22 protein-coding genes and 1 pseudogene are annotated in these 23,693 nt (G+C 61.7%); 9 read left to right on the top strand and 14 right to left on the bottom strand.

Annotated features, from left to right (window positions below; translation table 11 throughout):
- Positions 1-89: 89 nt before the first annotated feature.
- Positions 90-788, bottom strand: a complete 699-nt coding sequence (gene pyrF, locus TX24_RS25320) for an orotidine-5'-phosphate decarboxylase (RefSeq protein WP_003190068.1) — start codon at positions 786-788, stop codon at positions 90-92.
- A gap of 259 nt (positions 789-1,047) precedes the next feature.
- Between pyrF and TX24_RS25325 the strand changes: the two genes are divergently transcribed.
- Both TX24_RS25325 and TX24_RS25330 read left to right on the top strand, forming a co-directional pair.
- Positions 1,048-1,812 carry a response regulator gene (locus TX24_RS25325; protein WP_003190066.1) on the top strand — a complete coding sequence of 255 codons (765 nt, stop codon included), beginning with the start codon at positions 1,048-1,050 and terminating at the stop codon, positions 1,810-1,812.
- A complete protein-coding gene (locus tag TX24_RS25330) occupies positions 1,812-2,843 on the top strand; it encodes a sensor histidine kinase (protein WP_003190064.1) in 1,032 nt (343 codons plus the stop codon). The genes TX24_RS25325 and TX24_RS25330 overlap by 1 nt, the downstream gene beginning before the upstream one ends.
- A gap of 147 nt (positions 2,844-2,990) precedes the next feature.
- Here the strand turns inward: TX24_RS25330 and TX24_RS25335 are convergent, their stop codons facing one another.
- The 9 genes from TX24_RS25335 to TX24_RS25375 all read right to left on the bottom strand — a co-directional run bounded on the left by TX24_RS25335 (position 2,991) and on the right by TX24_RS25375 (position 11,132).
- Positions 2,991-4,055 carry an AI-2E family transporter gene (locus TX24_RS25335; RefSeq protein ID WP_003190063.1) on the bottom strand — a complete coding sequence of 355 codons (1,065 nt, stop codon included), beginning with the start codon at positions 4,053-4,055 and terminating at the stop codon, positions 2,991-2,993.
- 72 nt (positions 4,056-4,127) lie between these two features.
- Complete coding sequence (locus tag TX24_RS25340; RefSeq protein ID WP_034135193.1) at positions 4,128-4,946, bottom strand: DUF4892 domain-containing protein; 819 nt, start codon at positions 4,944-4,946, stop codon at positions 4,128-4,130.
- Between the two features lie 102 nt (positions 4,947-5,048).
- Positions 5,049-5,903, bottom strand: coding sequence for an alpha/beta hydrolase (locus tag TX24_RS25345; RefSeq protein ID WP_057711580.1), 855 nt, complete (start codon positions 5,901-5,903; stop codon positions 5,049-5,051).
- Positions 5,900-6,703, bottom strand: a complete 804-nt coding sequence (locus TX24_RS25350) for an alpha/beta fold hydrolase (protein WP_057711582.1) — start codon at positions 6,701-6,703, stop codon at positions 5,900-5,902. Before TX24_RS25350 ends, TX24_RS25345 begins: the two co-directional genes overlap by 4 nt.
- Before the next feature lie 97 nt (positions 6,704-6,800).
- Positions 6,801-7,244 (bottom strand): hotdog fold thioesterase, encoded by a 444-nt coding sequence (locus TX24_RS25355; protein ID WP_014717751.1) that lies wholly within the window; start codon positions 7,242-7,244, stop codon positions 6,801-6,803.
- Positions 7,245-7,274: 30 nt separating this feature from the next.
- Positions 7,275-8,924, bottom strand: coding sequence for an AMP-binding protein (locus TX24_RS25360; protein ID WP_034135190.1), 1,650 nt, complete (start codon positions 8,922-8,924; stop codon positions 7,275-7,277).
- 378 nt (positions 8,925-9,302) lie between these two features.
- Complete coding sequence (sixA, locus tag TX24_RS25365; protein WP_034135189.1) at positions 9,303-9,752, bottom strand: phosphohistidine phosphatase SixA; 450 nt, start codon at positions 9,750-9,752, stop codon at positions 9,303-9,305.
- Positions 9,749-10,096: a DUF4389 domain-containing protein gene (locus tag TX24_RS25370; protein WP_057711584.1), complete on the bottom strand. Its 348-nt coding sequence runs from the start codon at positions 10,094-10,096 to the stop codon at positions 9,749-9,751. The genes sixA and TX24_RS25370 overlap by 4 nt, the downstream gene beginning before the upstream one ends.
- A 10-nt stretch (positions 10,097-10,106) precedes the next feature.
- Positions 10,107-11,132, bottom strand: coding sequence for an NAD(P)H-dependent glycerol-3-phosphate dehydrogenase (locus tag TX24_RS25375; protein WP_003190045.1), 1,026 nt, complete (start codon positions 11,130-11,132; stop codon positions 10,107-10,109).
- Positions 11,133-11,327: 195 nt separating this feature from the next.
- Between TX24_RS25375 and TX24_RS25380 the strand changes: the two genes are divergently transcribed.
- The 5 genes from TX24_RS25380 to fabB all read left to right on the top strand — a co-directional run bounded on the left by TX24_RS25380 (position 11,328) and on the right by fabB (position 18,274).
- The gene (locus tag TX24_RS25380) at positions 11,328-13,448 is read left to right on the top strand and encodes a TonB-dependent receptor domain-containing protein (protein ID WP_087149736.1); all 2,121 of its coding nucleotides are present in this window, start codon (positions 11,328-11,330) and stop codon (positions 13,446-13,448) included.
- Position 13,449: 1 nt separating this feature from the next.
- Positions 13,450-14,379, top strand: coding sequence for an ABC transporter substrate-binding protein (locus TX24_RS25385; protein ID WP_057711588.1), 930 nt, complete (start codon positions 13,450-13,452; stop codon positions 14,377-14,379).
- Positions 14,376-16,277: an ATP-binding protein gene (locus TX24_RS25390; RefSeq protein ID WP_057711590.1), complete on the top strand. Its 1,902-nt coding sequence runs from the start codon at positions 14,376-14,378 to the stop codon at positions 16,275-16,277. Before TX24_RS25385 ends, TX24_RS25390 begins: the two co-directional genes overlap by 4 nt.
- 249 nt (positions 16,278-16,526) lie before the next feature.
- A complete protein-coding gene (gene fabA, locus TX24_RS25395; protein ID WP_003190035.1) occupies positions 16,527-17,042 on the top strand; it encodes a 3-hydroxyacyl-[acyl-carrier-protein] dehydratase FabA in 516 nt (171 codons plus the stop codon).
- A gap of 11 nt (positions 17,043-17,053) precedes the next feature.
- Entirely contained in the window at positions 17,054-18,274 is a 1,221-nt protein-coding gene (gene fabB, locus TX24_RS25400) for a beta-ketoacyl-ACP synthase I (RefSeq protein ID WP_003190033.1), read from the top strand.
- 174 nt (positions 18,275-18,448) lie between these two features.
- Here the strand turns inward: fabB and TX24_RS33000 are convergent, their stop codons facing one another.
- The 3 genes and pseudogenes from TX24_RS33000 to TX24_RS25410 all read right to left on the bottom strand — a co-directional run bounded on the left by TX24_RS33000 (position 18,449) and on the right by TX24_RS25410 (position 21,193).
- A complete protein-coding gene (locus TX24_RS33000; RefSeq protein ID WP_420865853.1) occupies positions 18,449-19,312 on the bottom strand; it encodes a methyl-accepting chemotaxis protein in 864 nt (287 codons plus the stop codon).
- Positions 19,304-20,074: pseudogene (locus tag TX24_RS33005) on the bottom strand (MCP four helix bundle domain-containing protein); the annotation flags it as partial. The gene TX24_RS33000 and the pseudogene TX24_RS33005, both read right to left, overlap by 9 nt.
- Before the next feature lie 96 nt (positions 20,075-20,170).
- A complete protein-coding gene (locus TX24_RS25410; protein WP_057711593.1) occupies positions 20,171-21,193 on the bottom strand; it encodes an amidohydrolase family protein in 1,023 nt (340 codons plus the stop codon).
- 139 nt (positions 21,194-21,332) lie between these two features.
- Between TX24_RS25410 and TX24_RS25415 the strand changes: the two genes are divergently transcribed.
- Together TX24_RS25415 and TX24_RS25420 are read left to right on the top strand one after the other, a co-directional pair.
- The gene (locus TX24_RS25415) at positions 21,333-21,749 is read left to right on the top strand and encodes an OsmC family protein (RefSeq protein ID WP_003190027.1); all 417 of its coding nucleotides are present in this window, start codon (positions 21,333-21,335) and stop codon (positions 21,747-21,749) included.
- A 63-nt stretch (positions 21,750-21,812) separates the two neighbouring features.
- Positions 21,813-22,679 carry a pirin family protein gene (locus tag TX24_RS25420; RefSeq protein ID WP_057711595.1) on the top strand — a complete coding sequence of 289 codons (867 nt, stop codon included), beginning with the start codon at positions 21,813-21,815 and terminating at the stop codon, positions 22,677-22,679.
- A gap of 99 nt (positions 22,680-22,778) precedes the next feature.
- On the opposite strand, the gene TX24_RS25425 is transcribed toward TX24_RS25420, so the two are convergent.
- Positions 22,779-23,507, bottom strand: coding sequence for a dienelactone hydrolase family protein (locus TX24_RS25425; RefSeq protein ID WP_057711597.1), 729 nt, complete (start codon positions 23,505-23,507; stop codon positions 22,779-22,781).
- Between the last annotated feature and the right edge of the window lie 186 nt (positions 23,508-23,693).

Here is a 23,693-nt window from a genome sequence, read left to right on the forward strand (position 1 = left end):
TGCGATGCAAGCAACTCGGTTTCTAAGTGATACCGAGTTGATACTATCGCAGGCAAGCCAGCTCCCACATTTTTTGCTCACTCTAAAAATCAGGCGATCTCGGCGACGACCGCTGCCAACGCTTTTGCAGGATCCGCCGCCTGGCTGATCGGCCGGCCGATCACTAGGTAGTCAGAGCCCGCATCCAGGGCCTGGCGCGGGGTCAGGATACGGCGCTGGTCATCCTGGGCGCTGCCGGTAGGACGGATACCCGGTGTCACCAGTTGCAGCGACGGATGTGCGTTTTTCAGGGCCTGGGCTTCCAGGGCTGAGCACACCAGGCCGTCGAGGCCGGCTTTCTGCGCCAGGGCTGCCAGGCGCAACACTTGCACCTGCGGCTCGATATCCAGGCCAATGCCCGCCAGGTCTTCGCGCTCCATGCTGGTGAGCACGGTCACGCCGATCAACAACGGTTTGGGGCCGCTGCGCTGTTCCAGCACTTCGCGGCAGGCGCTCATCATGCGCAGGCCACCGGAGCAGTGCACATTGACCATCCACACGCCCATCTCGGCCGCGGCTTTGACGGCCATCGCCGTGGTGTTGGGGATGTCATGGAATTTGAGGTCGAGGAACACTTCGAAGCCTTTGTCCCGCAGGGTGCCGACGATTTCCGCCGCGCAACTGGTGAACAATTCCTTGCCGACCTTGACCCGGCAAAGCTTGGGGTCCAACTGGTCAGCCAGCTTCAGTGCGGCGTCACGGGTGGGGTAATCCAGGGCGACGATGATAGGAGTCTGGCAGACGGACATTGGAATGGGCTCTCAGGCAAGTCGAAATCGGCGCGGATTGTAGCGCAAGCAGCGCCGTTGCGGGATCCGATGATCGGTAAATACCGATCAAGCGCCCAATACCGGCGATTCAAGGCAATTGTTTCAAGCCCGATACATTCACGACACGCCCCCAATACGCCGCCCGGCTAGCCTCGCGCACATGACCGCCCGCCCAGCACTTCCAGCCCTGGAACTGGGCGCCTATGCTGACAGCCACAACCAGGCAGATGACCTCGCTATGCATACCCCTTGCGACCCTGTAAACGAAGCGCCAAAAGACGCGGTGATCGCCGAAGACAAGCGCTGGAACACCCGCGCGCTGATTGTCGACGACGACGTGCCGATCCGCGAACTGCTGATCGACTACCTGGCACGCTTCAATATTCTCGCCTCAGGCGTCACCGACGGCATCGCCATGCGCCAGGCCATGCAAGCGGAGACCTTCGATGTGGTGGTGCTCGACCTGATGCTGCCGGGCGAAGACGGGCTGACATTGTGCCGCTGGCTGCGCGCCGAATCGGACATTCCGATCCTGATGCTCACCGCCCGCTGCGAACCCACCGACCGCATCATCGGCCTGGAACTGGGGGCAGACGACTATATGTCCAAGCCGTTCGAACCCCGGGAACTGGTCGCGCGTATCCAGACCATCCTGCGCCGGGTGCGTGATGACCGCACCGAACAGCGGGCCAATATCCGTTTCGACACTTGGCGCCTGAACAGCGTACTGCGCCAGCTGGTGGCCGATGACGGCCTGGTGGTGCCGCTGTCCAACGCCGAGTTTCGTTTGTTGTGGGTGTTTATCGAACGCCCGCGGCGTGTGCTGAGCCGCGAACAGCTGCTGGACGCGGCCCGTGGGCGTTCCATCGAGGCTTTCGACCGCAGCATCGACTTGCTGGTGTCGCGCCTGCGTCAGAAACTGGGGGATGACCCCAAGGCTCCGCAACTGATCAAGACCGTACGCGGCGAAGGCTACCTGTTCGACGCCCGGGATATCGGTTGATGCGCGCCCCCTTCAACACGCTGTTCGGGCGACTGTTCGGCCTGTTGCTGGTGGCGATTGTGCTGGCCCATGTGCTGGCGTTCTTCTGGTTTCACCACTACGGCCCGCCGCCACCGCCCCGCGCGGCGTTCGTCGAACAACCGGACGGCAGCCTCACGCCCTTGCGCAAGGCGCCTCGCCCCTGGTTCGGCGGCCCGGTGGTGCCCCTGACGTTTCAATTTATCTCGCTGATCATCGCCGCCTGGTACGGCGCCAAACTGCTGAGCCGGCCGATCCAGCGCCTGAGCGCAGCGGCCGAGCGCCTGAGCGTCGACCTCGACAGCCCGCCCCTGGTGGAGTCCGGCCCTCGCGAGGCACGCCAGGCGGCCTCCACCTTCAACCTGATGCAAAAGCGCATCCGCGAACAGGTCAGCCAGCGCGCCCGCATGCTCGGCGCGGTCTCCCACGACCTGCGCACCCCGCTCTCGCGCCTCAAGCTGCGCCTGGAACAGATTGAAGACCCCAAGCTGCAAGGCCAGATGCGCCAGGACCTGGACGACATGATCGGCATGCTCGATGCCACCTTGAGTTACCTGCACGAACAGCGCACCAGCGAGACACGGCATTGGCTCGATGTGCAGGCATTAGTGGAATCTTTGAGTGAAAACGCCCAGGACCAAGGCCGCGACGTGCAATTTTCTGGAACCTGTGCGCCGTTGCAGGTACAGCCGATGGCCCTGCGTTCCTGCCTGAACAACCTGATCGACAACGCCCTGCGCTATGCCGGCACCGCCCGAGTAGAACTGGCCGACAGCCGCGGCGCCCTGGTGATACGGGTGATCGACCACGGCCCGGGAATCGCCGCCGATAAGCGCGAAGCGGTGTTCGAGCCGTTCTTTCGCCTGGAAGGGTCGCGCAACCGCAATTCTGGAGGGGTTGGTTTGGGCATGACCATTGCCAGGGAAGCCGTCGAGCGACTCGGCGGCCACCTGAGCCTAGAGGAGACACCGGGCGGTGGTTTGACGGCGGTGATGTGGTTGCCGAGGGTTTGAGAACTCCCACCTGCCTGACGCGCCGCGATCCAAATGTGGGAGCTGGCTTGCCTGCGATTGCGTAGTGTCAGTCGATGAGGTGTTGGCTGGCCCAACGCTATCGCAGGCAAGCCAGCTCCCACAGGTACGGCGTCGCACCTACACCCATCAGTTACACGGTTTGTCTTCGCGGCGCACCTGGGCCTGGCTCGCGCTCCAGTCTGTCAGCAGGCTGTAAGCCACCGCCAACAACGTCGGGCCGATAAACAGGCCAATAAAGCCGAACGCTATCAACCCGCCAAACACGCCCAACAATACGATAACCAACGGCAAGTTGCCGCCACGGCTGATCAGGTACGGCTTGAGCACGTTATCCACGCCGCTGATCACGAACGTGCCCCACACGCCCAGGAATACCGCATAGGTGTAATCGCCCTTCCACGCCAGCCACGCCGTGGCCGGGATCCACACCAGCGGCGGTCCCATGGGAATCAGGCTGAGCAGGAAAGTCACGATACCCAGCACCAGCGCGCCCGGTACGCCGGCGATCAGAAAGCCGATCAGCGCCAGCAGCGCCTGGGCCGCAGCGGTGCCGATCACACCATTGACCACTCGCTGCACCGTGCCGGCCACCAGTTCGATGTAATAGCCCGCGCGTTCGCCGATCAGGCGCTCCAACAGGCGATGCACAAACATCGCCAGGCGCGGCCCGTCACGGTAGAAAAAGAACACGAAGACCAGGCTCAGGGTCAGCTCAAGAATACCGCCGCCAATTTGCGCACTGCGCGCCAACAACCAATTGCCGACCTGGCCCAGGTACGGCTTGATGCTCACCATCAGCGCCGCGCCTTGCTGATCAATGCTGTCCCATGTCGCCACCAGGCGCTCGCCGACAAAGGGTATCGACCCCAACCATGTCGGCGCCTCGGGCAAGCCGTCGACCTGGATGTCCTTGATCAGCGCCACCGCATCACGCACATGGTCAGCCAGGTTGAACCCCAGCCATACCAATGGCACCGCCACCAGCAACATCCAGCCCAACGTCAGGATGCCAGCGGCCAGGGATTCCCGGCCACCGAGCCAACGGGTGAGCAAACGCATCAGCGGCCAGCTGGCAAAGGCCAGCACCGCGCCCCAGAACAGCGCCGACCAGAACGGCGCCATGACCCAGAAGCTGGCACCAAACAGCACCAGCAGCAGGATTTGCACCAGCAGGCGATCGTTATTGAGCATCGGGTATCTCGAGAAGAAGGCTGTAGGAAGAGAGCTTAGGCGAACGGCGCGGGTCCGTTCGCCCTGTGGTGCTTAGCGTATCAGATGCAGGTGCAGTCCTTGGGTTTCACCGCTGCCGGTTTCCAGACGGGCGGTGCGCACGCCCTTCTCAACCAGCGCCTGGCGCCAGGACTCGGCCTTTGGCCCGCTCAGGCTGACGCGCAGGGTGGTATCGAGGTTCAAGGCGCGGGATATCAGGGTCAGCCAGGTGTCATCCGGTTCGGCGCCCAGCGCGGGAAAATCCAGCTCGCCGGTGCTTTTGAGTTCACGCAGCAGGGTGGCCGAGGTGGGCAGCAGGTCGCCCAAGGGCGCGCTGGCGTCGAGTTGCTCCACATGCAGGTAGGCGCGGCGGTTACCACGGGTGATGCCGTACAGCGCGACCAGGGAATTGTCCTGCGGGGCGGCCAGGCGTAGCAGCAGGTATTCCTGTTGGCCGTCGGCGCCCACCAGCTTGGCGTTGCCGAACACCTCGTTGGCCCACAGGCTGCTTTCGCCACAATCGCGGGCCTTGCACCAGAACAACAACTGCGCGCCCTTGGCCTGCAAGGCTTCGCGCGTTGCAGTAAAGGCAGCGCTGGAGCTGTGTTCGGCGGGTAGTTCATAGGTGATTGCAGTGGCTGGGCCGCGTGCGATGGCCTGGCCTTCGTAGCGCAACTGGCCGCTGATCTTGCGAATCGCGCCCATGGGGTAGATGCGTTCCTTGTCTTCAGCGGGGCGGTAATCGACGATTTGCGCATCAACCTGGCGGGCTACCGCCGGTAAATCCTGGCTGCCGGGCAGGTCGGCGGCAAATACCAGGGGGCTGAAACAGCAAATGCCAAGGGCACGGATACATCCTTTGCCCAGGCTCATCGGATCAGTGAGCCCTGGCCAATGTTGGTCACAGCGATATTGAGTGTGTTCATGGTTGACTCCCTTTCAATCCGCCCAGCCTCGGCAGTTGACCCCGCCAAGTCAAGGCGTGGAGAAGAACCGATTGAAACAGTCTGCAACAAGAGCCGCGCCGGGCTCATCATTCAGGTGTAAATGATGGCCGCCTGGCAGCGTGGTAACCGTGAAGGGTAGCTGAGAAAGCAATTCGGGATGTTTCGCCAGCATGCCGTCAGCCGCGACCACCAACTGCGTAGGGCACCCTACCCGTCGCACGAAGGCCATGGCTTGTTCGTCGGTCAGGCGCATCGGCGACGCCAGGGTCAGGCGGCTATCGCTGCGCCAGGTGTAACCGCCCGGTACCGGCATCAAACCGCGCTGGGCCAGGAGCTGCGCCGCTTCACGACTGACCGCCACTACGCCTTTCATCCGCGCCTCAACGGCCCGATCAAGGCTGTTGTAGACGGGTTTGCGCTTGTTCTGCAGGCTCAATTGCGCCTGCAACGCCATGCCCAGGCGCTCGGCCGCGTTCTCGCCGCTGGCGGTCGGCGGGATCACACCGTCGATCAGGCCCAGGTGCGTCACCCGCTCCGGCAAGGCCCCGGCCAACACCAGGGAGACGATGGCGCCAAGAGAGTGGCCGAGTAATGCAAAACGTTTCCAGCCCAGTTGCTCGGCCACCTGCAGCACGTCGTAGACGTAATCCCACAAGGCATAACCGGCGCCAGCCGGGCGGTGCGCCGAATGCCCATGCCCGGCCATGTCCAGGGCGACGATGCGCAACCCGTGCAACTTGGGCGCCAGGCGCGCAAAGCTGTTGGCGTTGTCCAGCCAGCCATGCAAAGCAATCACCGGCAGCCCATCCTCGGGCCCGAACAGATGCGCGGCCAATTCGATGTGCGGCAAGCTCAGGCGAACCTCTTCGACAGGCGTACTCATGCGCAACTGCGCTCGCGGGCCTGCCAGCGGGCGAACAGGTTTTTGATCAAGGCAGCGGTGTCCTGGGGGCGTTCAAGAGGGAACATATGGCCCCCGGGCATGGTGAGCATTTCGCCCATGGGCAAGCGGTCGACACCGCTGGCATGGTGACGCATCACCACCCGGCTCTGGCGGCCACGCACCACGGCCAGCGGCACCTTCAACTGGCGCACCTGGCCCGGGCTGGTGTGGGGCACGCCGCGATAGATGCTGATTTCGGTGGCTGGGTCGAACCGCAGACGCAGGCGATCGCCCACTTGCTGCAGACCATGTTGCAGGTACGCGTCAAAGCAATCGGGGTCAAAGCCACGGAACAGGGTCTTGGCGGCGAAATAGCTGCGCGCGGTCTCCAGGTCGGTGAATTCTTCGCGCCGGCCAAGCGTGCGCCCGGCTGGGGTGAGGCGGTCGATAAAGCCAAAGCGCTTGGCAGCGCGGATCACCCAGCGGTCTGCGCGGGTGAGCACCGGCGAATCCAACATCACCACGCCCCGGTACAGGTGCGGGCAACGCATGGCCGCGTGCAAATGCAGCACGCCGCCCAGGGAATGGCCCACGCCCCATACCGGCTCTGGCTGCTGCTCCAGATGGTGGATCAGCTCGTCCACCAGGTTCTGCCAGTTATCATCCACCGGGAACCTGGGGTCGTGGCCGTGCTGCGGCAGATGCGCCACCGTATATTCCGGGGCCAGGGCGGCAAAAAGCTTGCCGTAGGTGGCCGAAGGGAAACCATTGGCGTGGGTAAAAAACACATGCTGCGGCATACAGGTTCCATCAACAAAAACAGAGGGGGATTGTCACCATGCCCGGCCCCTACAGCAATGACTGTAACTGCCAGGAATGATGACACTCACGCCACGCCTATCGCGCCGGCGGTTGTTCACCCAGCGGCACCACGGCCATGGTCAAGCGTGAGACACAACTGGCCTTGCCCTCGTCGCTGCTCAAGCGGATATCCCACACCTGGGTAGTGCGCCCGATATGGATAGCCTTGGCCACCGCCGTCACCCGACCGCTGCGCACACCGCGCAGATGGTTGGCGTTGACCTCCAGGCCCACGCAATAGAACTTGCTTGCATCAATGCACAAATAGGCGGCCATGGAGCCGACACTTTCGGCCAGCACCACCGAGGCGCCGCCGTGCAGCAGGCCGTAGGGCTGATGGGTGCGGTGGTCGACCACCATACTGGCGGTAAGGGATTCGTCGTCGAAGCTTTCGAAACGAATATCCAGCATTTCACCGATGGTGTTTTTCTGGATCGCGTTGAGGTGTTCGATATTCGGTTGGGTACGCCACAGGCTCATACGGTTGTCCTTGTTGGTTTTATTACGACCCTAATCCTGCCACAGAACGGTTTCGGCGCGCGCGCTCCACGCTTGTAATTGTGGCCCGTACGTCGACTCGATCACGTTGCGTTTGATCTTCAAGGTCGGCGTGAGAAAACCGTTTTCCACTGCCCAGTGATCTTTCACCACCACCAGTTGCCCCATGCGCTCATGCTTATCCAGGCCGGCATTCACCTGTGCCAGCCAACGCTGAAGGCCACTGCCTAGGGCGTGGCGGTCCTCGCCCGGCGCCGACAACACGCACAGCCCGATCGGTGCGCTGAGCCCCTCGCCGACCACACACACCTGTTCAATACGCGCATGTTCGGCCAGGCGGTTTTCAATCGGCGCCGGGGCCACGTATTTGCCTTTGCTGGTCTTGAAGATCTCCTTGAGGCGCCCGGTCAGGCGCAGACGACCGTCAGCGTCCTGCTCGCCCTTGTCACCCGTGCGCAGGAAGCCATCTGCGGTGAGCGTATCCGCGGTTTTCTGCGGGTCCTTGAAATAGCCCAGCATGGTCGCGCCACTGTGTACCTGCACTTCGCCTGACGGGTCGATGCGCACTTGCACACCTGGGCAGGACTGGCCGATCCAACCGAGCCTTTGCCCACCAGGGCGACACACATGGGAATAGCCGCAGTTTTCGGTCATGCCATACACCTCCAGCACATCCAGGCCCAGGCGCTGATACCAACGCAGCAACGCCTCGGGCACCGGCGCCGCGCCGGACAGGGCGATGCGCAACGCATCCAGCCCCAGGCCGGCGAGGACTTTATGGCCGACGCGCTTGCCGATAAAAGGCAGGCGTAACAAGGTATCGAGGCGTTTTTCCGGGATTTTGGCGTAGACGCCCAGTTGAAATTTGGTCCAGATACGCGGCACACCAAACAAGGCCGTCGGCCGCGCCCTGCGCAGATCGGTGAGGAAGGTCTCCAGGCTCTCGGCGAAAAAAACGGTTTGCCCGGTATAGATCGACGCCATTTCGACAAACATCCGCTCCGCCACATGGCACAGCGGCAGGTACGACAGCAACCGGTCACCCTCCCCCAGGCCGAACAACTCAGTACCGCGCGTGGCAGCAAACCCCAAGGCGCCGAAACTGTGCATCACCCCTTTAGGCAGGCCAGTAGTACCGGAGGTGTAGATAATAGTGGCCAGGCTGGCGGCATCCGGTAGCGGGTTGTCCTGGATCGGTGAACAGGCTTGCAGGTCCGCCCAACAGAAATCGAAAGTCTCCTCCGGACACAGCGGCAGGCTGATAGTCGGCACCCCCTCAGGAACGCCAGGCGCCATCGCCGGCCAGTCATCGAGTTTACCGATCAACGCCAATCGCGCCTGCGAGTGGGTCAGCACATGGGCGACGGACTCAGCGGTGAGGTTGGGATAAAGCGGCACCGACACATGCCCGGCCATCCAGATCGCCAGGTCGGCGATGATCCAGTGGGCGCAGTTTTTTGAAATCAAGGCAATGTGCGAACCCTGGGGCAACTCCCGCGCGCGCAGCCAGTGCGCGGCGCAACGGGCCTGGTGGCCGACATCGCCCCAGGTGAGGGCCTGCACCTCACCGCCGCCGATGGGCTGAACGAGGAAGACTTTGCGCGGGTGCCGCGCTTCACGCTCGAAGAAGACCTGCAACGGCAAACGAAAAGCGACAGGCATGGGACGCGCTCCTTTGTGATCCGAGATACAGCCGACCAAGCACTTGCTTGGTTGACGGTATAGCACAGGTAAAGGAAATGGCTTGTCGCTAACCACGATGCGAAGCGAGCCGCTCTTGATCTGCTCTTGATCTTGATCTCAGGCGCCCTGTCGAACCACGCTGGCCGGAATTCCGGGTCCTTTTCCAAAAGTCAGGGCGGAACTCTAAGTGGCCGTTACCGCAGGAATGGATATGTACTCGGTATAACAGTGTCGCCTGTCAGGTCGTCATCGCAGGCAAGCCAGCTCCCACAGTTGGATCGCGGGGTGTCAGCGAGATAGGCGTCGGCGGCAGGCCGTCGCGGGAGCAAGCGCCCTCGCCACAGCGTCGCACGATGCCTAGGGATTCTTCACACCCACCAGACTCATCAACCCCGCCAACGGAAAATCACCCTCAAGCTCCGCCAGGCTGGCCGTGTACATCGGCTGTGGCTGACGCTGATGCCCATGCTGCAAAAAACTGATCAGGCTGCCCACCAGCGGTTGGTGGCTGACCAACAGCACGTCGTCATCGCTGTCGAGTTTCTCCAGCACTCGCTGAACATCCCCATCGGGCGTCAGCCACGGCACAGTACGGATTTCGGGCTGAAACCCCAGCACATCGCGCACCAACTGCGCCGTCTGTTGCGCCCTTACATAAGGGCTGGCAATGATGGCGCCCAAGGGCTGGCCAATCAGGTGCGCAGCACTGCGCAAGACTTCGGCACGCCCATGCTCGGTAAGGTTGCGCTCGGCGTCCGTGCGCGCATGCGCTTGGGCCTCACCGTGACGCAGAATCCATACCTTCATAGCTTCGGCTCTTCATCACGCACCGGGTGCGGTGCCGGCGGTACGCTGTGGGCCGCTTCACCTTCGGGCGCACGCGGGGTTGGCCAATCGGCAAACGGCCAGGGCTTTTGTTCGGTGTGAAAGCTGCCAAAGCGGCCGATCTGCGCCAGGAACTGGCTGAGGCTGTCGCCAAAACTCATAAGGCCCAGGTTGGGTGCGCCGTAAATCAGCCGGTAAATCAATTGGACCACCACCAGCGCGCCGAGCAGGAATTGCGCCACCTGCCACACCAGCGCAAACACCAGCATCCACAGGATGCGCAAGACAATCGACTCGTAAGGAGGGGCAGCTTTGGGATCGTTCATGACGCGTTCCTCAGTTGAAACCACTGGTGGAAATAAAGTCGACATCGGTCTTGGGCTCGGCCCGCATCAGCAACTCGATGACCTGGTTCAAGGTGCGCCCTTCGAACAGGATCGCGTGCAGCCCGGCGACCAGCGGCATATATACGCCCACTTCCTGGGCCTTGGCCTTCAAGACCTTGAGGGTGTTGACCCCTTCGGCCACTTCGCCCAGACGGGTCACCGCCTCGTCCAGGCTCAGCCCTTGGCCCAAGGCAAACCCGACCTGATAGTTGCGGCTTTTAGGCGATGAGCAGGTGACGATCAAGTCACCCACGCCCGCCAGGCCGAGGAAGGTCATGGGGTTGGCCCCCTGGTTCACCGCAAAACGCGTCATTTCGGCCAGAGCCCGGGTGATCAGCATGCTCTTGGTGTTTTCGCCCATGCCCAGGGCCACGGCCATGCCGGCAATGATCGCGTAGACGTTTTTCAACGCCCCGCCCAATTCGACGCCGAAGCGATCGCCGCTGGCGTAGACCCGGAAGGTACGGCCATGCAGCACCGCCTGGACGCGCTCGCACAAGGCTTCGTCTTCACTGGCGACCACGGTGGCGGTCAATGCGTGCTCGGCAACTTCCCGCGCCAGGTTCGGCCCGGACAGCACGCCAATGCGCGCCTGAGGGGCGATTTCGGTGAGGATTTCACTCATCAACTTGAAGGTGTGGGCCTCGATGCCCTTGGTCAGGCTGACCAGCAGTTTGCCGGCCAGGCGTTCGGCGTGGGGCGCCAATACCGAGCGCAAGGCGCTGGAAGGCAGCGCGACGAAGCACAGGTCGCAGGCCGTGAGGGTTTCCAGCAGGTCGGTCACCGGCTCGACGGCAGGATGAATCTTGATACCTTTAAGGTAACGGGGGTTTTCGCGATGCACGCGAATGGCTTCGGCCTGCTCGGGGTCGCGCATCCACTGGCGCACCGCGTGGCCGTTCTCGGCCAGCAGGTTAGCCACGGCGGTACCAAAACTTCCGCCTCCCAGGACCGCAATAGGGCGCTGTTCAGTCATATGCAATCCGTTAATCCATACCAGTGGCGATGGCGGCATTATACGGGGCGCCCGGCTTGCGGCCAGCCCCCGTATCAATTCGCGGGGTTGTCGGAAAATGCCATGGAGGTGCGAAGTAATTGCAAGTCCTACGACTGGCAAATAGCCGCGCCTCGGTTAACATGGGCGGCTATCCGCAATTAACAAGGCCGTGCCGTGTATCTAGGCCCCCCTCCTCGCTCATCACTGTTATTGATGCTGGCGTGCGCTACCTGCGCGCAAGCCGACGATCTATTCCTCGACAGCCAGCCGCTGCCGCAGGTCTTGACCGCCACGCGCCTCAAGCAATCGGCCGCCGCCGTGCCCGGCAGCATGACGGTGATCGACAGTGAGCTGATCAAGGCCAGCGGCGCCCGGGACATTTCGGAACTGCTGCGGCTGGTCCCGGGGATGATGGTCGGCTACACCAGCGGTAACCAGGCCTCAGTGAATTACCACGGCACCAGCGCCAGCGATGCACGGCGCATGCAGGTGCTGATCGATGGGCGCTCGGTCTACCGCGCCGGCCTGGCCACGGTGGATTGGAGCGATATCCCGGTGGCCATGGAGGATATCGAGCGCATCGAGGTGTTTCGCGGCCCCAACACGGTCAGCTACGGTGCCAATGCGCTGATGGCGGTGGTGAATATCCTCACCCGCTCGCCGGCCAACAGCCACGGCTCGCGGGTAAAGGTCATCCGTGGCGAGCGTGGCATCAATGACTTCTATGCCAGCCAGGGTGTGGGCTGGGAGACCGGCGATTTGCGCTTGTCCCTGTCCGGGCAACAGGACGATGGTTTTGACAGCGACGCGGCCGGCGCCGACCGCCGTGACGGGCGTCGTCTCAACCGTTTCAGCCTGGCGGTGAGCCAGACCTTGAACGCGCAACAAAGCCTCGACTGGCAACTGAACGTCAAGGAAGGCACCAACCAACGCCCATACACCTACACCCCAGTGTTTGCCGGGATTACCGAAGGCGGCAGCAATTCCGACGTCACCGCCAAAGACTACGCGGGCTCCCTGCGCTGGAACTTTGACTTCAACCCCGATCACAGCCTGTATATCCAGGGCTCGGCACAGCAATGGGACCGCAAGCAAATCTGGAAAGCCTGTGACGCCAAGGTCTCGTTCAGCCCTGAATTGACCCAGCTATGGCAGCTCAACCCCAACTATGCCGAATTGCTGGCGCGGCACATGGACACTTACAGCCAAGGCTCCGCCCCACCAGGTAACGCCGCCGAACAGGCCTTGGCCAACCAGGTGCTGGACCAGTGGCGCAACGGCGCCAACCAGAGCGTATGCGGCGATATCGACCAGAGCACCCGTGAAAGCCGCTACGACCTGGAGATCCAGGACACGCTCAGCCTCTCCGACAGCCTGCGCCTGGTCAGCGGCGTGAATTACCGCTACGACCGCGCCGATTCCGAGACCTACTTCAATGGCACCCTGGACGACACCACCTGGCGCCTGTTCGGGCACTTGGAATGGCGCGCCAGCGAGCACTGGCTGCTACAAGGTGGCGCCATGTACGAAGACACCCACCTGAGCGGCAACTCGCTGACCCCACGTGTGGCGGTCAATTACCTGATCAACCCCCGCCACGGCTTGCGCGCGGTTTACTCCGAGGCGATCCGCTCGCCGGACATGTTCGAGAACAACGTCAACTGGAGCTACCGTGTCACCAATCTCAGCTCCCCGACCTACGGGCAAAACGCCGGGCAATATTTTGTCGTGACGCGCGGCCCCGGCAACCTCGACAAAGAGTTGATGCGCTCACGCGAGCTGGGCTACAACGGCTTCTTTGCCGAGCTGGGGCTGAATGTCGACGTGAAGCTGTTCTATGACGAAATCACCGACATGATCAGCTCGCCGCTGCGCAACAACCAATACATCGCCAGCAACGCCAACAGTGCGCGCTTTAGCGGTGCCGAGTCGCAGTTCGACTGGCGTGTGAGTAACGCCGACCGCCTGCGCCTGACCTATGCTTATGTAGACGCCACCTCCAGCAACCCGCGGGACAAAGCGCAAACCGCGCGTAACAGCGGCTCGGCCGGTTGGCTGCGTGAATGGGGCCAGGGTTGGTCCAGCGCCTTGTTCTACTATGGCGACGACGCACTCAACCAGTATCGCTTCCAGCGGGTCGACCTGCGGGTGGCCAAGCGCATTGCCGTAGGCAAAACCAATGTGGAGCTGGCGGGCATGTTGCAACAACGCCTGGATAACCAGCCCACCACCTGGGCCGACAACAACTACGACCATCGCCACGTTCTCTACTTCAGCGCCGAGCTGGACTTCTGACATGGCCGATCAGTCACGGATGACCCTCTTCTTGGTTTCACGGTTGTGGCGCCGCGGCCTGCTGCTCGCGTGCCTGTTGCTGGCGGTGCCGGCGTGGAGCGCCAACATCCTGCTGACGGCCGCCGAAGACAGCGCCGGCGTGCGCGCCTTTACCCAGGCTCTTGCCCAGCAGCGTCCCGACGACCAGGTCAGCTTCACCCCCCTCAACGAGTTGCCAGCGCCCAGGGACGTGCCCGCCAGCACCCGCTTGATCCTCCTTGACCTGCCCGGCCTCGACTGGCGCTTGCAGGACACCCAGGGGCCGCCCACCCTGGTATTGCGCATCAGCCGCCTCCAGGCCCGGCAACGCCTGGGCAATACGCACCCGGCGAAAATCAGCCTGTTGTGGAGCGACCCGCCCCTGGAACGTCAGTTGCGCCTGATCGCCCATATCCTGCCCCAGGCCCAGCGCGTTGGCGTGCTTTACGATGCGGGCAGTGAGTTCCTGCTGCGCGAACTGATTCAGTCCGCCAAGCCCATCGGCCTGCAAATCGTGCCCCAGCTCTGGGACAACACCAGTGACAGCCGCCCGCTGCAAAACCTGTTCAAGAACAGCGACGTGTTACTGGGCCTGGACGACCCGAACCTGTACAACCCCAAGACTGTAAAAAACCTGTTGCTGAGCAGTTACGCCCAACAACTGCCGTTGGTGGGGCCCAATGCCGGGTTTGTGCGGGCCGGCAGCCTGGCCAGCACCTACAGCGATCAGGCCGACTGGCTCGCCGTGCTGGGCCACCTGCTGGACCAGCCGCCGGCCAATTGGCCGCACACGCTCTACCCGCAACACTTCAAAGTCGTAGGCAACCCGCAAGTGGCGCGCTCACTGGGCATCGAACAGGTCGATGAAGTCGCCGTTGCCGCCCGCTTGGCCGAAGGAGAACAACGTCCATGACCTTGCGTCGTCGTTGGGATATCAACACCCGCACCCAGCTCATCACCCTGGGCCCCGCGCTGCTGTTGACCCTGCTGCTCATCACCTTCTTCACCTTTGTGCGCATCCAGGATTTGCGCCAGGAACTGGACCACACCGGTCAATTGATCGCCAACCAGCTGGCGCCCGCCACTGAGTACGGCGTGATTTCCGGCAACAACGACGTGCTTGAATCCCTGCTGCGTGCAACCCTGGCCACGCCCCATGTACGCTTCCTCGAGATCCAGGACAGCGCCGAGAACATCCTGGTGTACGTGGAGCAGCCGTCCGAGCGACATGATCGCTCGCTGTCAGTGAAAGTGTTCCAGGCACCGATCCGCCTGCAACACATCCAGCTCAACAATGACTTTTTCCAGGACAACCTCAACGAACCCAAGGCCCCCCGCGCGGACTACCTGGGGCGGGTGATCGTGGGCATGTCCAATGATGCGTTCAGCCAGCGCCAGCAGGAGATCCTGTTCAAGGCCGGGATCCTGGCGTTGTTCGCCCTGCTGTTTACCTTCCTGCTGGCGCGGCGCTTGTCGGCGAGCCTGTCAAAGCCGATCAGCGCCATGGGGCATGCGGTCAAGGCCATCCAGCAAGGCGATTACAAGACGCCACTGCCCATCGTCGATGACTCGGAACTGGGCGACCTCTCGCGGCATATCAACAACCTGGCCGAGGGTCTTCAACAGGCCAGTCGCGAACAGCAACAAGCCATGGCCCAGTTGATCCAGACCCGTGAAGAAGCCGAACGGGCGAACAATGCCAAGTCGGATTTCCTGGCGATGATGAGCCATGAACTGCGCACGCCCATGAATGGCGTGCTGGGCATGCTGCAACTGCTGGAAACCACCGAGATGACCGAGGAGCAGACCGAGTATGCGGCGCTGGCTTCGGAGTCTACCGAGCACTTGCTCAAGGTGATCAATGACATCCTCGACTTCTCACGCATTGAACGCGCCGCACTGGAACTGGAACATATTCCGTTCAACCTCGCCGACCTTATCAACAGCTGCGCCCAGGCGTTCCAGCACAGTGCCCAGCAGCGCGGGCTGAGCCTGGAGTTGCCCATCCCCATGGGCCTGGAAGCCCTGCGGGTGCGCGGCGACCCGACACGGATCCGCCAGATCCTGGTGAACCTGATCGGCAACGCACTGAAATTTACCGAACGAGGCAGCGTGACCGTCGAGCCCCACTGGCAAACCCTGGACCATGAGTTGGTGTGGTTCACCTGCACCGTGCGCGACAGCGGCATTGGCATTTCCGCTGAACGCCTGGAATTGATGTTCGATGCATTCCAGCAAGCCGACAGTTCGATTTCCAGGCGTTACGGTGGAACAGGCCTGGGCCTGCCGATTGCGCGCACCCTGGCCGAGCGCATGGGAGGTACCTTGCGCGCCCAGAGCGAAGAGGATCGAGGCTCGGTGTTCACCCTGGAAATTCCGCTGGCCATCGACCAGCAGCATGTGCCGGTGGCCGCTCCTGACGCACTCGGCAAAGCCAGCGCCGGCGACGGGCGCCACGTGCTGCTGGTGGAAGACAACCCGGTCAACCGCACCGTGGTCGAAGCGATGCTGCGCAGCCTGGGCTATGAAGTCAGCCTGGCCACGGACGGTGCCGAGGCGATCCGCAGCGCCGAGAGCCTGATTTTCACCGCCATCCTGATGGATTGCCGCCTGCCCTTGATCGATGGCTACGAAGCCACGCGGCAGATTCGCCAGTTGCCCGGCTGCGCCGATCTACCGATCATCGCCCTGACGGCCAACGCCTTGCAGGGCGACCGCGAAGCGTGCCTGGCAGCCGGAATGAACGATTACCTGGCCAAGCCGTTCAAACGCACGGATTTGCAGCAAATCCTACAGCGTTGGGTGCAGTAGCGCCGCGCCATCAGCCAACTGCGACTGGCGTGAAAGACGAAAGTGCGGCAGTCTTAGGCACCCGAACGGGCCGATAAACAGGCCCGGTTTAAAATTTCAGTGAACAAGTGTACATTCAGTGCCTTGCCGCTGTGACTTTCACTACAACGCAATAGTCTATGTGTAGGCTGCCGCTATGAGGCATGAACGCTTCATTCGGTTCGGGAAGATTTGCCCTACCCTGCCGCATGGGATTATTGAGGAGCTCGCATGACCAAACAAAACGCCTTTACTCGGGAAGACCTGCTGCGCTGCAGTCGCGGTGAGCTGTTCGGCCCAGGTAACGCGCAACTGCCCGCCCCGAACATGCTGATGGTGGATCGCATCACCCATATCAGCGAAGAGGGTGGCAAGTACGGCAAAGGTGAATTGGTCGCCGAGCTGGATATCACCCCTGACCTGTGGTTCTTCGCGTGCCACTTCGAAGGCGACCCTGTGATGCCAGGCTGCCTGGGTCTTGACGCCATGTGGCAGTTGGTCGGTTTCTACCTGGGTTGGCAAGGCCTGCCGGGCCGCGGTCGCGCCCTGGGTTCGGGCGAAGTGAAGTTCTTTGGCCAGGTACTGCCGAGCGCCAAGAAAGTCACCTATAACATTCAAATCAAGCGCGTCCTCAAGGGCAAGCTGAACCTGGCCATCGCCGACGGTTCGGTGACTGTCGACGGTCGCGAGATCTATACTGCCGAAGGCCTTCGGGTCGGCGTATTCACTTCCACTGACAACTTTTAAGGGTTATCCGCATGCGCCGCGTCGTTATCACTGGTCTGGGCATCGTTTCTTGCCTGGGCAATGACAAAGAGACCGTCACCGCTAACCTGCGTGCAAGTCGCCCTGGCATCCGCTTCAACCCGGAATATGCCGAAATGGGTCTGCGTAGCCAGGTTTCCGGCTCCATTGACCTGCCCCTCGAAGAACTGATCGATCGCAAGATCTATCGCTTCGTCGGCCATGCTGCCGCCTACGCCTACCTGGCCATGAAAGACGCGATCGCCGACTCCGGCCTGAGCGAAGACCAGGTTTCGAACGTACGCACCGGCCTGATCGCCGGCTCCGGCGGCGCATCGACCCTCAACCAGATGGAAGCGCTGGACATCCTGCGCGAAAAAGGCGTGAAGCGCGTCGGCCCGTACCGTGTCACGCGGACCATGGGCAGCACCGTTTCCGCCTGCCTGGCCACGCCCTTCCAGATCAAGGGCGTGAACTACTCGATCTCCTCCGCGTGCGCCACCAGCGCCCACTGCATCGGGACTGCCGTTGAGCAGATCCAACTGGGCAAGCAGGACATCGTATTCGCCGGCGGCGGTGAAGAAGAGCATTGGAGCCAGTCGTTCCTGTTCGACGCCATGGGTGCATTGTCCACCCAGTACAACGAAACCCCAGAAAAAGCTTCCCGCGCTTACGACGCCAAGCGTGACGGTTTCGTCATCGCCGGCGGTGGCGGCATGGTGGTGGTCGAGGAGCTGGAACACGCCCTGGCCCGTGGCGCCAAGATCTACGCGGAAATCGTTGGCTACGGCGCGACGTCCGACGGCTACGACATGGTTGCGCCAAGCGGTGAAGGCGCCATCCGCTGCATGCAGATGGCAATGTCCACCGTCGACACCCCAATCGACTACCTCAACACCCACGGCACCTCGACCCCGGTCGGCGATGCCAAGGAAATGGAAGGCGTGCGCGCGGTATTCGGCGACAAGGCTCCGAAGATCAGCTCCACCAAGAGCCTGTCGGGTCACTCCCTGGGCGCCGCTGGCGTTCACGAAGCGATCTACTGCCTGCTGATGATGGAAGGCAACTTCATGGCCGGCTCGGCCAACATCGACGAAATTGATCCGGTTGTGGCCGATATGCCGATCCTGACCAAGACCGTTGAAAACGCCAAGATCGACACCGTGATGAGCAACAGCTTTGGCTTCGGTGGCACCAATGCCACCCTGGTACTGAAGCGCTGGCAGGGCAAGTAAGCCCCGCAGGTTGATCACATGAAAAAGCCCCGACTGGTTCGGGGCTTTTTTTGTGCTTTGATTTGAAACCGCGTCGCCTTCATCGCAGGCAAGCCAGCTCCCACCTTTGAATTGTGAATACAGTCAAATGTGGGAGCTGGCTTGCCTGCGAATGGGCCAACCCGGTTCCCCGCCCTACACCGAAAACCGCGCCACCATCGAATTCAAATCCACCGCCAACCGCGACAACTCCTGGCTCGCTGCACTGGTCTGGTTGGCCCCGGTCGATGTCTGGTGCGCCAGGTCGCGGATATTCATCAGGTTACGATCCACCTCCCGCGCCACCGCCGCCTGCTCCTCCGAGGCACTGGCAATCACCAGGTTGCGTTCGTTGATCAAGGTGAATGCCGAGGCAATCTCTTCCAGGGCCATGCCCGCCGATTTGGCGATGTCCAACGTGGACCGCGCCCGCGTGTTGCTCTGCTGCATCGAGCTGACAGCCTGGTCGGTGCCCTGCTGAATGCCGCTGATCATCTGTTCGATTTCCTGGGTCGACTGTTGCGTGCGATGGGCCAAGGCCCGCACCTCATCGGCCACCACCGCAAACCCGCGCCCGGCGTCACCCGCTCGCGCCGCCTCAATCGCCGCGTTCAATGCCAGCAGGTTGGTTTGTTCGGCAATCGAGCGAATCACATCCAGCACTGTGCTGATGCCATAGACCTTTTGCGCCAGCGCTTCGACCTGGGTCACATTGGCGGTCACATCGGTCGCGAGGGCTTCAATCGACACCACCGTCTGCTGCACCTGTTCACGCCCTTGCTGGGCAATGCGGTCGGATTCGCGAGACGCCTGGGAAGTGGCCACGGCATTGCTCGCCACCTCCTCCACCGCCACCGTCATCTGATTGACCGCCGTGGCCGCCTGTTCGATTTCCTGGTTCTGCTGGTGCAAACCGCGGGTCGCATCCTCAGTGACGCAACTGAGCTCTTCGGAAGCCGACGCCAATTGGTTCGACGATTCCGATATTCGCCGGATAGTGTCGCGCAGGCTCTCCTGCATGCGCTTGAGCGCCTGCTGCAAGCGCGCCGGCTCGTCGCTGCCACTGAGCTTGATCTCGCCAGTTAAATCGCCGCTGGCAACGCCCTGGGCTACTTTCAACGATTGCGCCAGCGGTAGCACGATGCTACGCGTCAGCCACACGGCCAGGCCGATCGTGATCAACGCTGTGACGCCAATCATGACCATCACCCAGACCCGCGACTGGCTGAACACCTGCTGTGCCAGCCGGGCGGCCTCGTTGGCGCTGGACTTGTTCAGATTGACCAGCTCACGCAGGGTGACGGCCATTTGGTCGGCCATCTGATTCATTTCGCCATTGACCACCGCAATGGCCTCCTCCAGCCGATTGGCCTTGGATAGGCCCACCACCTGCTCCTGGCGTTGCAGGTACTGCTGCTCCTCGACCTTGAAGCGATCAAACAGCACGCGCTCTTCAGGCAAGACGATCAACGCCTCGTACACGCCTTCCGCGTGGTGCAAACCGGTTTTGATCTCGGCGATTTTCTGCTCGTTCTGCGCCACCGCCTGGGGGTCGCGGTTGACCAGCAAGCGCAACGTCAGCGCCCGAATACGCAACACATCCTGGTTCATCTCCCCTACCGCCATCACGCTGGGCAGCCAGTTGGTCTCCACCTGGTCCGACTGCTGGCGCATGTTGGCCATCTGCAACAGGGCAAAGCCGCCCAAGACGAACACCATCAACGCCAGCACACCAAAGCCCAGGCCGGCGCGAGGGGCGATATTCAAACTGCGGATATTCATGCCAGGGTTCCTTCCAAAAGTACTGCATCCACCTGCAGCGGGTCTCTTGGACGTTATCGGCACCTCAGGGCATTGGCATAAGACCAAAACGCGATATCAACGCGCGTCGCCATCGCGAGGCGGCTGGGGCAGGATGGCCAGGAAATTGTCGCGCGCGACCTTGTGGGCAACGTCTTCGGGCAAGGCATCGAGGAAAGGATCGAAACGGCGCATTTCCTTGCCCAGCTTATTGAAGCGCCCCACCACGTCGGAGCCGAGCATGAAACGATCCGGGAAGCGCTCCACCAGCTTTACCCACTCAGGCCGAGGTTTACCCGCCTCATCCAGCAGATACGGCGTGAGCATGCTCCAGGACAAGTCGATATACAGGTTGGGGTACGCCTCAAGCAGGCGCGCCAAGGTGGGCAGCAAAAAGTCCATCTGTACTTGATGACGGTGGATTTCCTTGCTGGTACCCGCATGGGCCCAGATAAAACGCGTGTGCGGGTGGTTGCGTAACGGCTGCTCGACTTCCGCCAGGTACAGCGGGTTGCGCTCACGCTTGGAGGTGATGTTGGAGTGCAGCATCACCGGCAGGTCGTTTTCGGCCGCCAGGTGGTAGATGCGCGTCATGGCTTCGTTATTGGCACGCGGCGTGTCGCCGGAGGTCAGGGCGGTAAGGTCATCGTGCCGGGTGAACACTTCACCGATGCCCTGCCACAGCCCTGGGTTGAGGTCGAGCATGCGCTGGATATGGGCCGCAGAGTTCTTGTCGTTGGGATTGAAACCGGCGAGGAACGGATGAAAGTGCTGGCGTTGCGCAGGAGAAAGTTTATTGACCGCCGCCGCGACGATCACATCCGTGGCGCTGTACCAATAGGCATCGGCGTCGTCACCGGCGTAGTAGCGCGGGCGCTTGGGTTCGTCTTCGTGCCATTTCTTGGCCACGGGGATCCCGGAAATCATGACGTGCTCTACGCGGTTGTCCGCCATGGCCTTGAGCAGCTTGTCCATGCCGGCGGTTTCCTGAAAAAAATCCACGTAATGCAGGTGCGCGTCGCTGTAGGCATAGTCACGAGCCTGCACGGCAAGGCTGCTGGCGGCGAGCAACAAGGCAAGACTCAGGCGGGCTCCAGACACGGTAAAACCTCAATAAGGGCGGATACGGGTAGACCTTGCGCCAGCCTTCAGGGTTCAGCATGGAAAAAACCGGAACACTGGAGTGCCAGCATGCTCTATAACTGCATGACCTTCATCCTGCGCCCTTACGAGGTTTGCCATGCCTGTTACCGTCAATACGCTGAACGCTGAAAACTTCCGTCACAGCGTGAATATCAATAATCACGAGCTGTTTACCGACCTGCCCAAGAGCCTGGGCGGTGACGATTCGGCCCCCTCCCCTCACGATTATTTCGATGCTGCGCTGGCGTCGTGCAAAGCCTTGACCGTAAGGCTCTACGCGCAGAAAAAAGATATCCCGCTGACCGGCGTGACCGTGGAGGTCACCCACGACAGCACCGAGGAGCAGAAGGGTAAATACAAGCTCAACGTCAAGCTGACCCTCAAGGGCGTACTCACCGATGCCCAGCGCGATGAACTGCACCGCGTCGCCGATAAGTGCCCGGTACACAAGCTGATGACCACTGCCGAAGTCACCATCGAAACGAAACTGTCGGAAGGCGCCTTCAGCCAATAGCCCCAACTTCCCATCGAGCGGGTTATGCTTGGTTGCATCCAACCCGCTCAGACTGGGATGCCCATGACCACCCTCACCGTGATCCGCCCTCGCCCCGAAGATGTAGAAGGCCAGCCCATCCTGCGCCCCCTGCCCTCGCGTGAATGCCGCAGCGTCGGGCCCTTTGTGTTTTTCGACCATATGCTGGCGACCCGCTACGCGCCGGGTACCGGCATGAATATCCGCCAGCATCCGCACATCGGCCTGTCCACCCTCACCTACCTGTTTGAAGGCGCCTTGCAGCATAAGGACAGCCTCGGCTCGGACCAGGTGGTGCAAGCCGGCGATGTCAGCTGGATGACCGCCGGCAGTGCGATTGCCCACGTCGAGCGCACACCGGAAGCGGTCAAGGCCAGGGGTTTCAGCCTGCATGGCCTGCAGGTATGGCTGGCCTCGCCCAAGGACCACGAGACCGGGCCGGGACACTACAGCCATCACCCAGCGGCGAGCTTGCCGAAAAGCGATAACCTCGGCGTGCAGGTGCGTTTGATCGCCGGTGATGGTTTTTGCCTCAGGTCACCGGTGCCGGTACTGTCGCCGACGCTGTATGCCGAGGTACAGATGCAAACCGCCACCACCCTGTTGATTCCTGATGAACATGAGGAACGTGCGGTGTATGTGCTGGAGGGTGAGGTGCAGTTGGACGGTGAAGCCCTGGAGGTCAACAGCTTGGTGGTATTGCCGACTGGGCAGGAGATGACCCTGTATGCCGAGAGTGATTGCCACCTGATGGTATTTGGCGGGGCGCCGCTGGATGGGCCACGGCGGATCAACTGGAATTTTGTGGCGAGTGATCCGGCGGTGATCGAGCAGGCGAGACAGCGTTGGGCGGCCGGGGATTGGCCCACCGTGCCGGGGGAGTCAGAAAGAATCGAGTTGCCTGTGAAATAGCTATCGCAGGCAAGCCAGCTCCCACATTTGATGGGTATACACATTTTAGAATGTAGGAGCTGGCTTGCCTGCGATGGCGTCCGATCAGGCGCTGAGAAATCAGCCCTTGAACACTTCATCCAACAAGTTATGCATCGACTGGAAAGCCCGCGCAGCGGTCTTGGCGTCGTACATCATCTTGCCTGGCACATTGGCATGGGGGTCGGTGAACGAATGCACCGCACCGCCGTAGCTCAGCAACTGCCAATCCACACCCGCCGCGTTCATTTCATCTTCGAACGCCGGCAGTTGCTCTTTGGGCACCAACGGGTCCGAGGCGCCATGCAGCACCAGCACTGACCCCTTGATGTTCTTCGCATCCGCCGGGTTCGGTGTATCCAGGGTGCCATGGAACGACACGGCAGCCTTCAGCGGCGCGCCGGTACGGGCCAGTTCCAGGGAACAGCAACCGCCAAAGCAGAAGCCAAAGGTGGCCAGTTTCGAGGTGTCCACTGCTGCTTCAGTCTGGCCTTGCAGTTGCTCGAAGGCGGCTTGCATACGCTTGTTCAGCAGTGGGCGATCATTCTTCAACGGCATCATCGCCGCGCCCGCTTCATCGCCATTTGAAGGACGTACGTTTTGCCCGTAGAGGTCGGCAATCAACACCACATAGCCTTTGCCGGCAACGGCCTTGGCGATCTCTTCGGCCCCCGCACTCACGCCCATCCAGTTCGGCGCCATCAGCAGTCCCGGCAACGGGCCCTTGTGGCTGGCATCGAACGCCAGACGGCTTTCATAAGACTGGCCATCAATCTGATAGACCACGGAACGTACAGTGACTTGGCTCATGATTTTCCCCAATTCAGATGGATTGACGATGCTCCCTGTAGGAGCGAGCTTGCTCGCGAAGAACGTCAACGATAACGCGCAAATGCTGAATGAACGCGGTGATCTCACGTTTTTCGCGAGCAAGCTCGCTCCTACAGTAGAGCCAGAACGAAAAAACCCGCCGAAGCGGGTTTTTCTACAACGGTG

Source organism: Pseudomonas lactis, from assembly GCF_001439845.1.
GTDB classification, from domain to species: Bacteria; Pseudomonadota; Gammaproteobacteria; order Pseudomonadales; family Pseudomonadaceae; genus Aquipseudomonas; species Aquipseudomonas lactis.

Bases quoted from the DNA above. Each gene is read 5' to 3' on its own strand.
- pyrF (WP_003190068.1), bottom strand. From the start codon at position 788: ATGTCCGTCTGCCAGACTCCTATCATCGTCGCCCTGGATTACCCCACC.
- TX24_RS25325 (WP_003190066.1), top strand. From the start codon at position 1,048: ATGCATACCCCTTGCGACCCTGTAAACGAAGCGCCAAAAGACGCGGTG.
- TX24_RS25330 (WP_003190064.1), top strand. From the start codon at position 1,812: ATGCGCGCCCCCTTCAACACGCTGTTCGGGCGACTGTTCGGCCTGTTG.
- TX24_RS25335 (WP_003190063.1), bottom strand. From the start codon at position 4,055: ATGCTCAATAACGATCGCCTGCTGGTGCAAATCCTGCTGCTGGTGCTG.
- TX24_RS25340 (WP_034135193.1), bottom strand. From the start codon at position 4,946: ATGAGCCTGGGCAAAGGATGTATCCGTGCCCTTGGCATTTGCTGTTTC.
- TX24_RS25345 (WP_057711580.1), bottom strand. From the start codon at position 5,903: ATGAGTACGCCTGTCGAAGAGGTTCGCCTGAGCTTGCCGCACATCGAA.
- TX24_RS25350 (WP_057711582.1), bottom strand. From the start codon at position 6,703: ATGCCGCAGCATGTGTTTTTTACCCACGCCAATGGTTTCCCTTCGGCC.
- TX24_RS25355 (WP_014717751.1), bottom strand. From the start codon at position 7,244: ATGAGCCTGTGGCGTACCCAACCGAATATCGAACACCTCAACGCGATC.
- TX24_RS25360 (WP_034135190.1), bottom strand. From the start codon at position 8,924: ATGCCTGTCGCTTTTCGTTTGCCGTTGCAGGTCTTCTTCGAGCGTGAA.
- sixA (WP_034135189.1), bottom strand. From the start codon at position 9,752: ATGAAGGTATGGATTCTGCGTCACGGTGAGGCCCAAGCGCATGCGCGC.
- TX24_RS25370 (WP_057711584.1), bottom strand. From the start codon at position 10,096: ATGAACGATCCCAAAGCTGCCCCTCCTTACGAGTCGATTGTCTTGCGC.
- TX24_RS25375 (WP_003190045.1), bottom strand. From the start codon at position 11,132: ATGACTGAACAGCGCCCTATTGCGGTCCTGGGAGGCGGAAGTTTTGGT.
- TX24_RS25385 (WP_057711588.1), top strand. From the start codon at position 13,450: ATGGCCGATCAGTCACGGATGACCCTCTTCTTGGTTTCACGGTTGTGG.
- TX24_RS25390 (WP_057711590.1), top strand. From the start codon at position 14,376: ATGACCTTGCGTCGTCGTTGGGATATCAACACCCGCACCCAGCTCATC.
- fabA (WP_003190035.1), top strand. From the start codon at position 16,527: ATGACCAAACAAAACGCCTTTACTCGGGAAGACCTGCTGCGCTGCAGT.
- fabB (WP_003190033.1), top strand. From the start codon at position 17,054: ATGCGCCGCGTCGTTATCACTGGTCTGGGCATCGTTTCTTGCCTGGGC.
- TX24_RS33000 (WP_420865853.1), bottom strand. From the start codon at position 19,312: ATGCAGGAGAGCCTGCGCGACACTATCCGGCGAATATCGGAATCGTCG.
- TX24_RS25415 (WP_003190027.1), top strand. From the start codon at position 21,333: ATGCCTGTTACCGTCAATACGCTGAACGCTGAAAACTTCCGTCACAGC.
- TX24_RS25420 (WP_057711595.1), top strand. From the start codon at position 21,813: ATGACCACCCTCACCGTGATCCGCCCTCGCCCCGAAGATGTAGAAGGC.
- TX24_RS25425 (WP_057711597.1), bottom strand. From the start codon at position 23,507: ATGAGCCAAGTCACTGTACGTTCCGTGGTCTATCAGATTGATGGCCAG.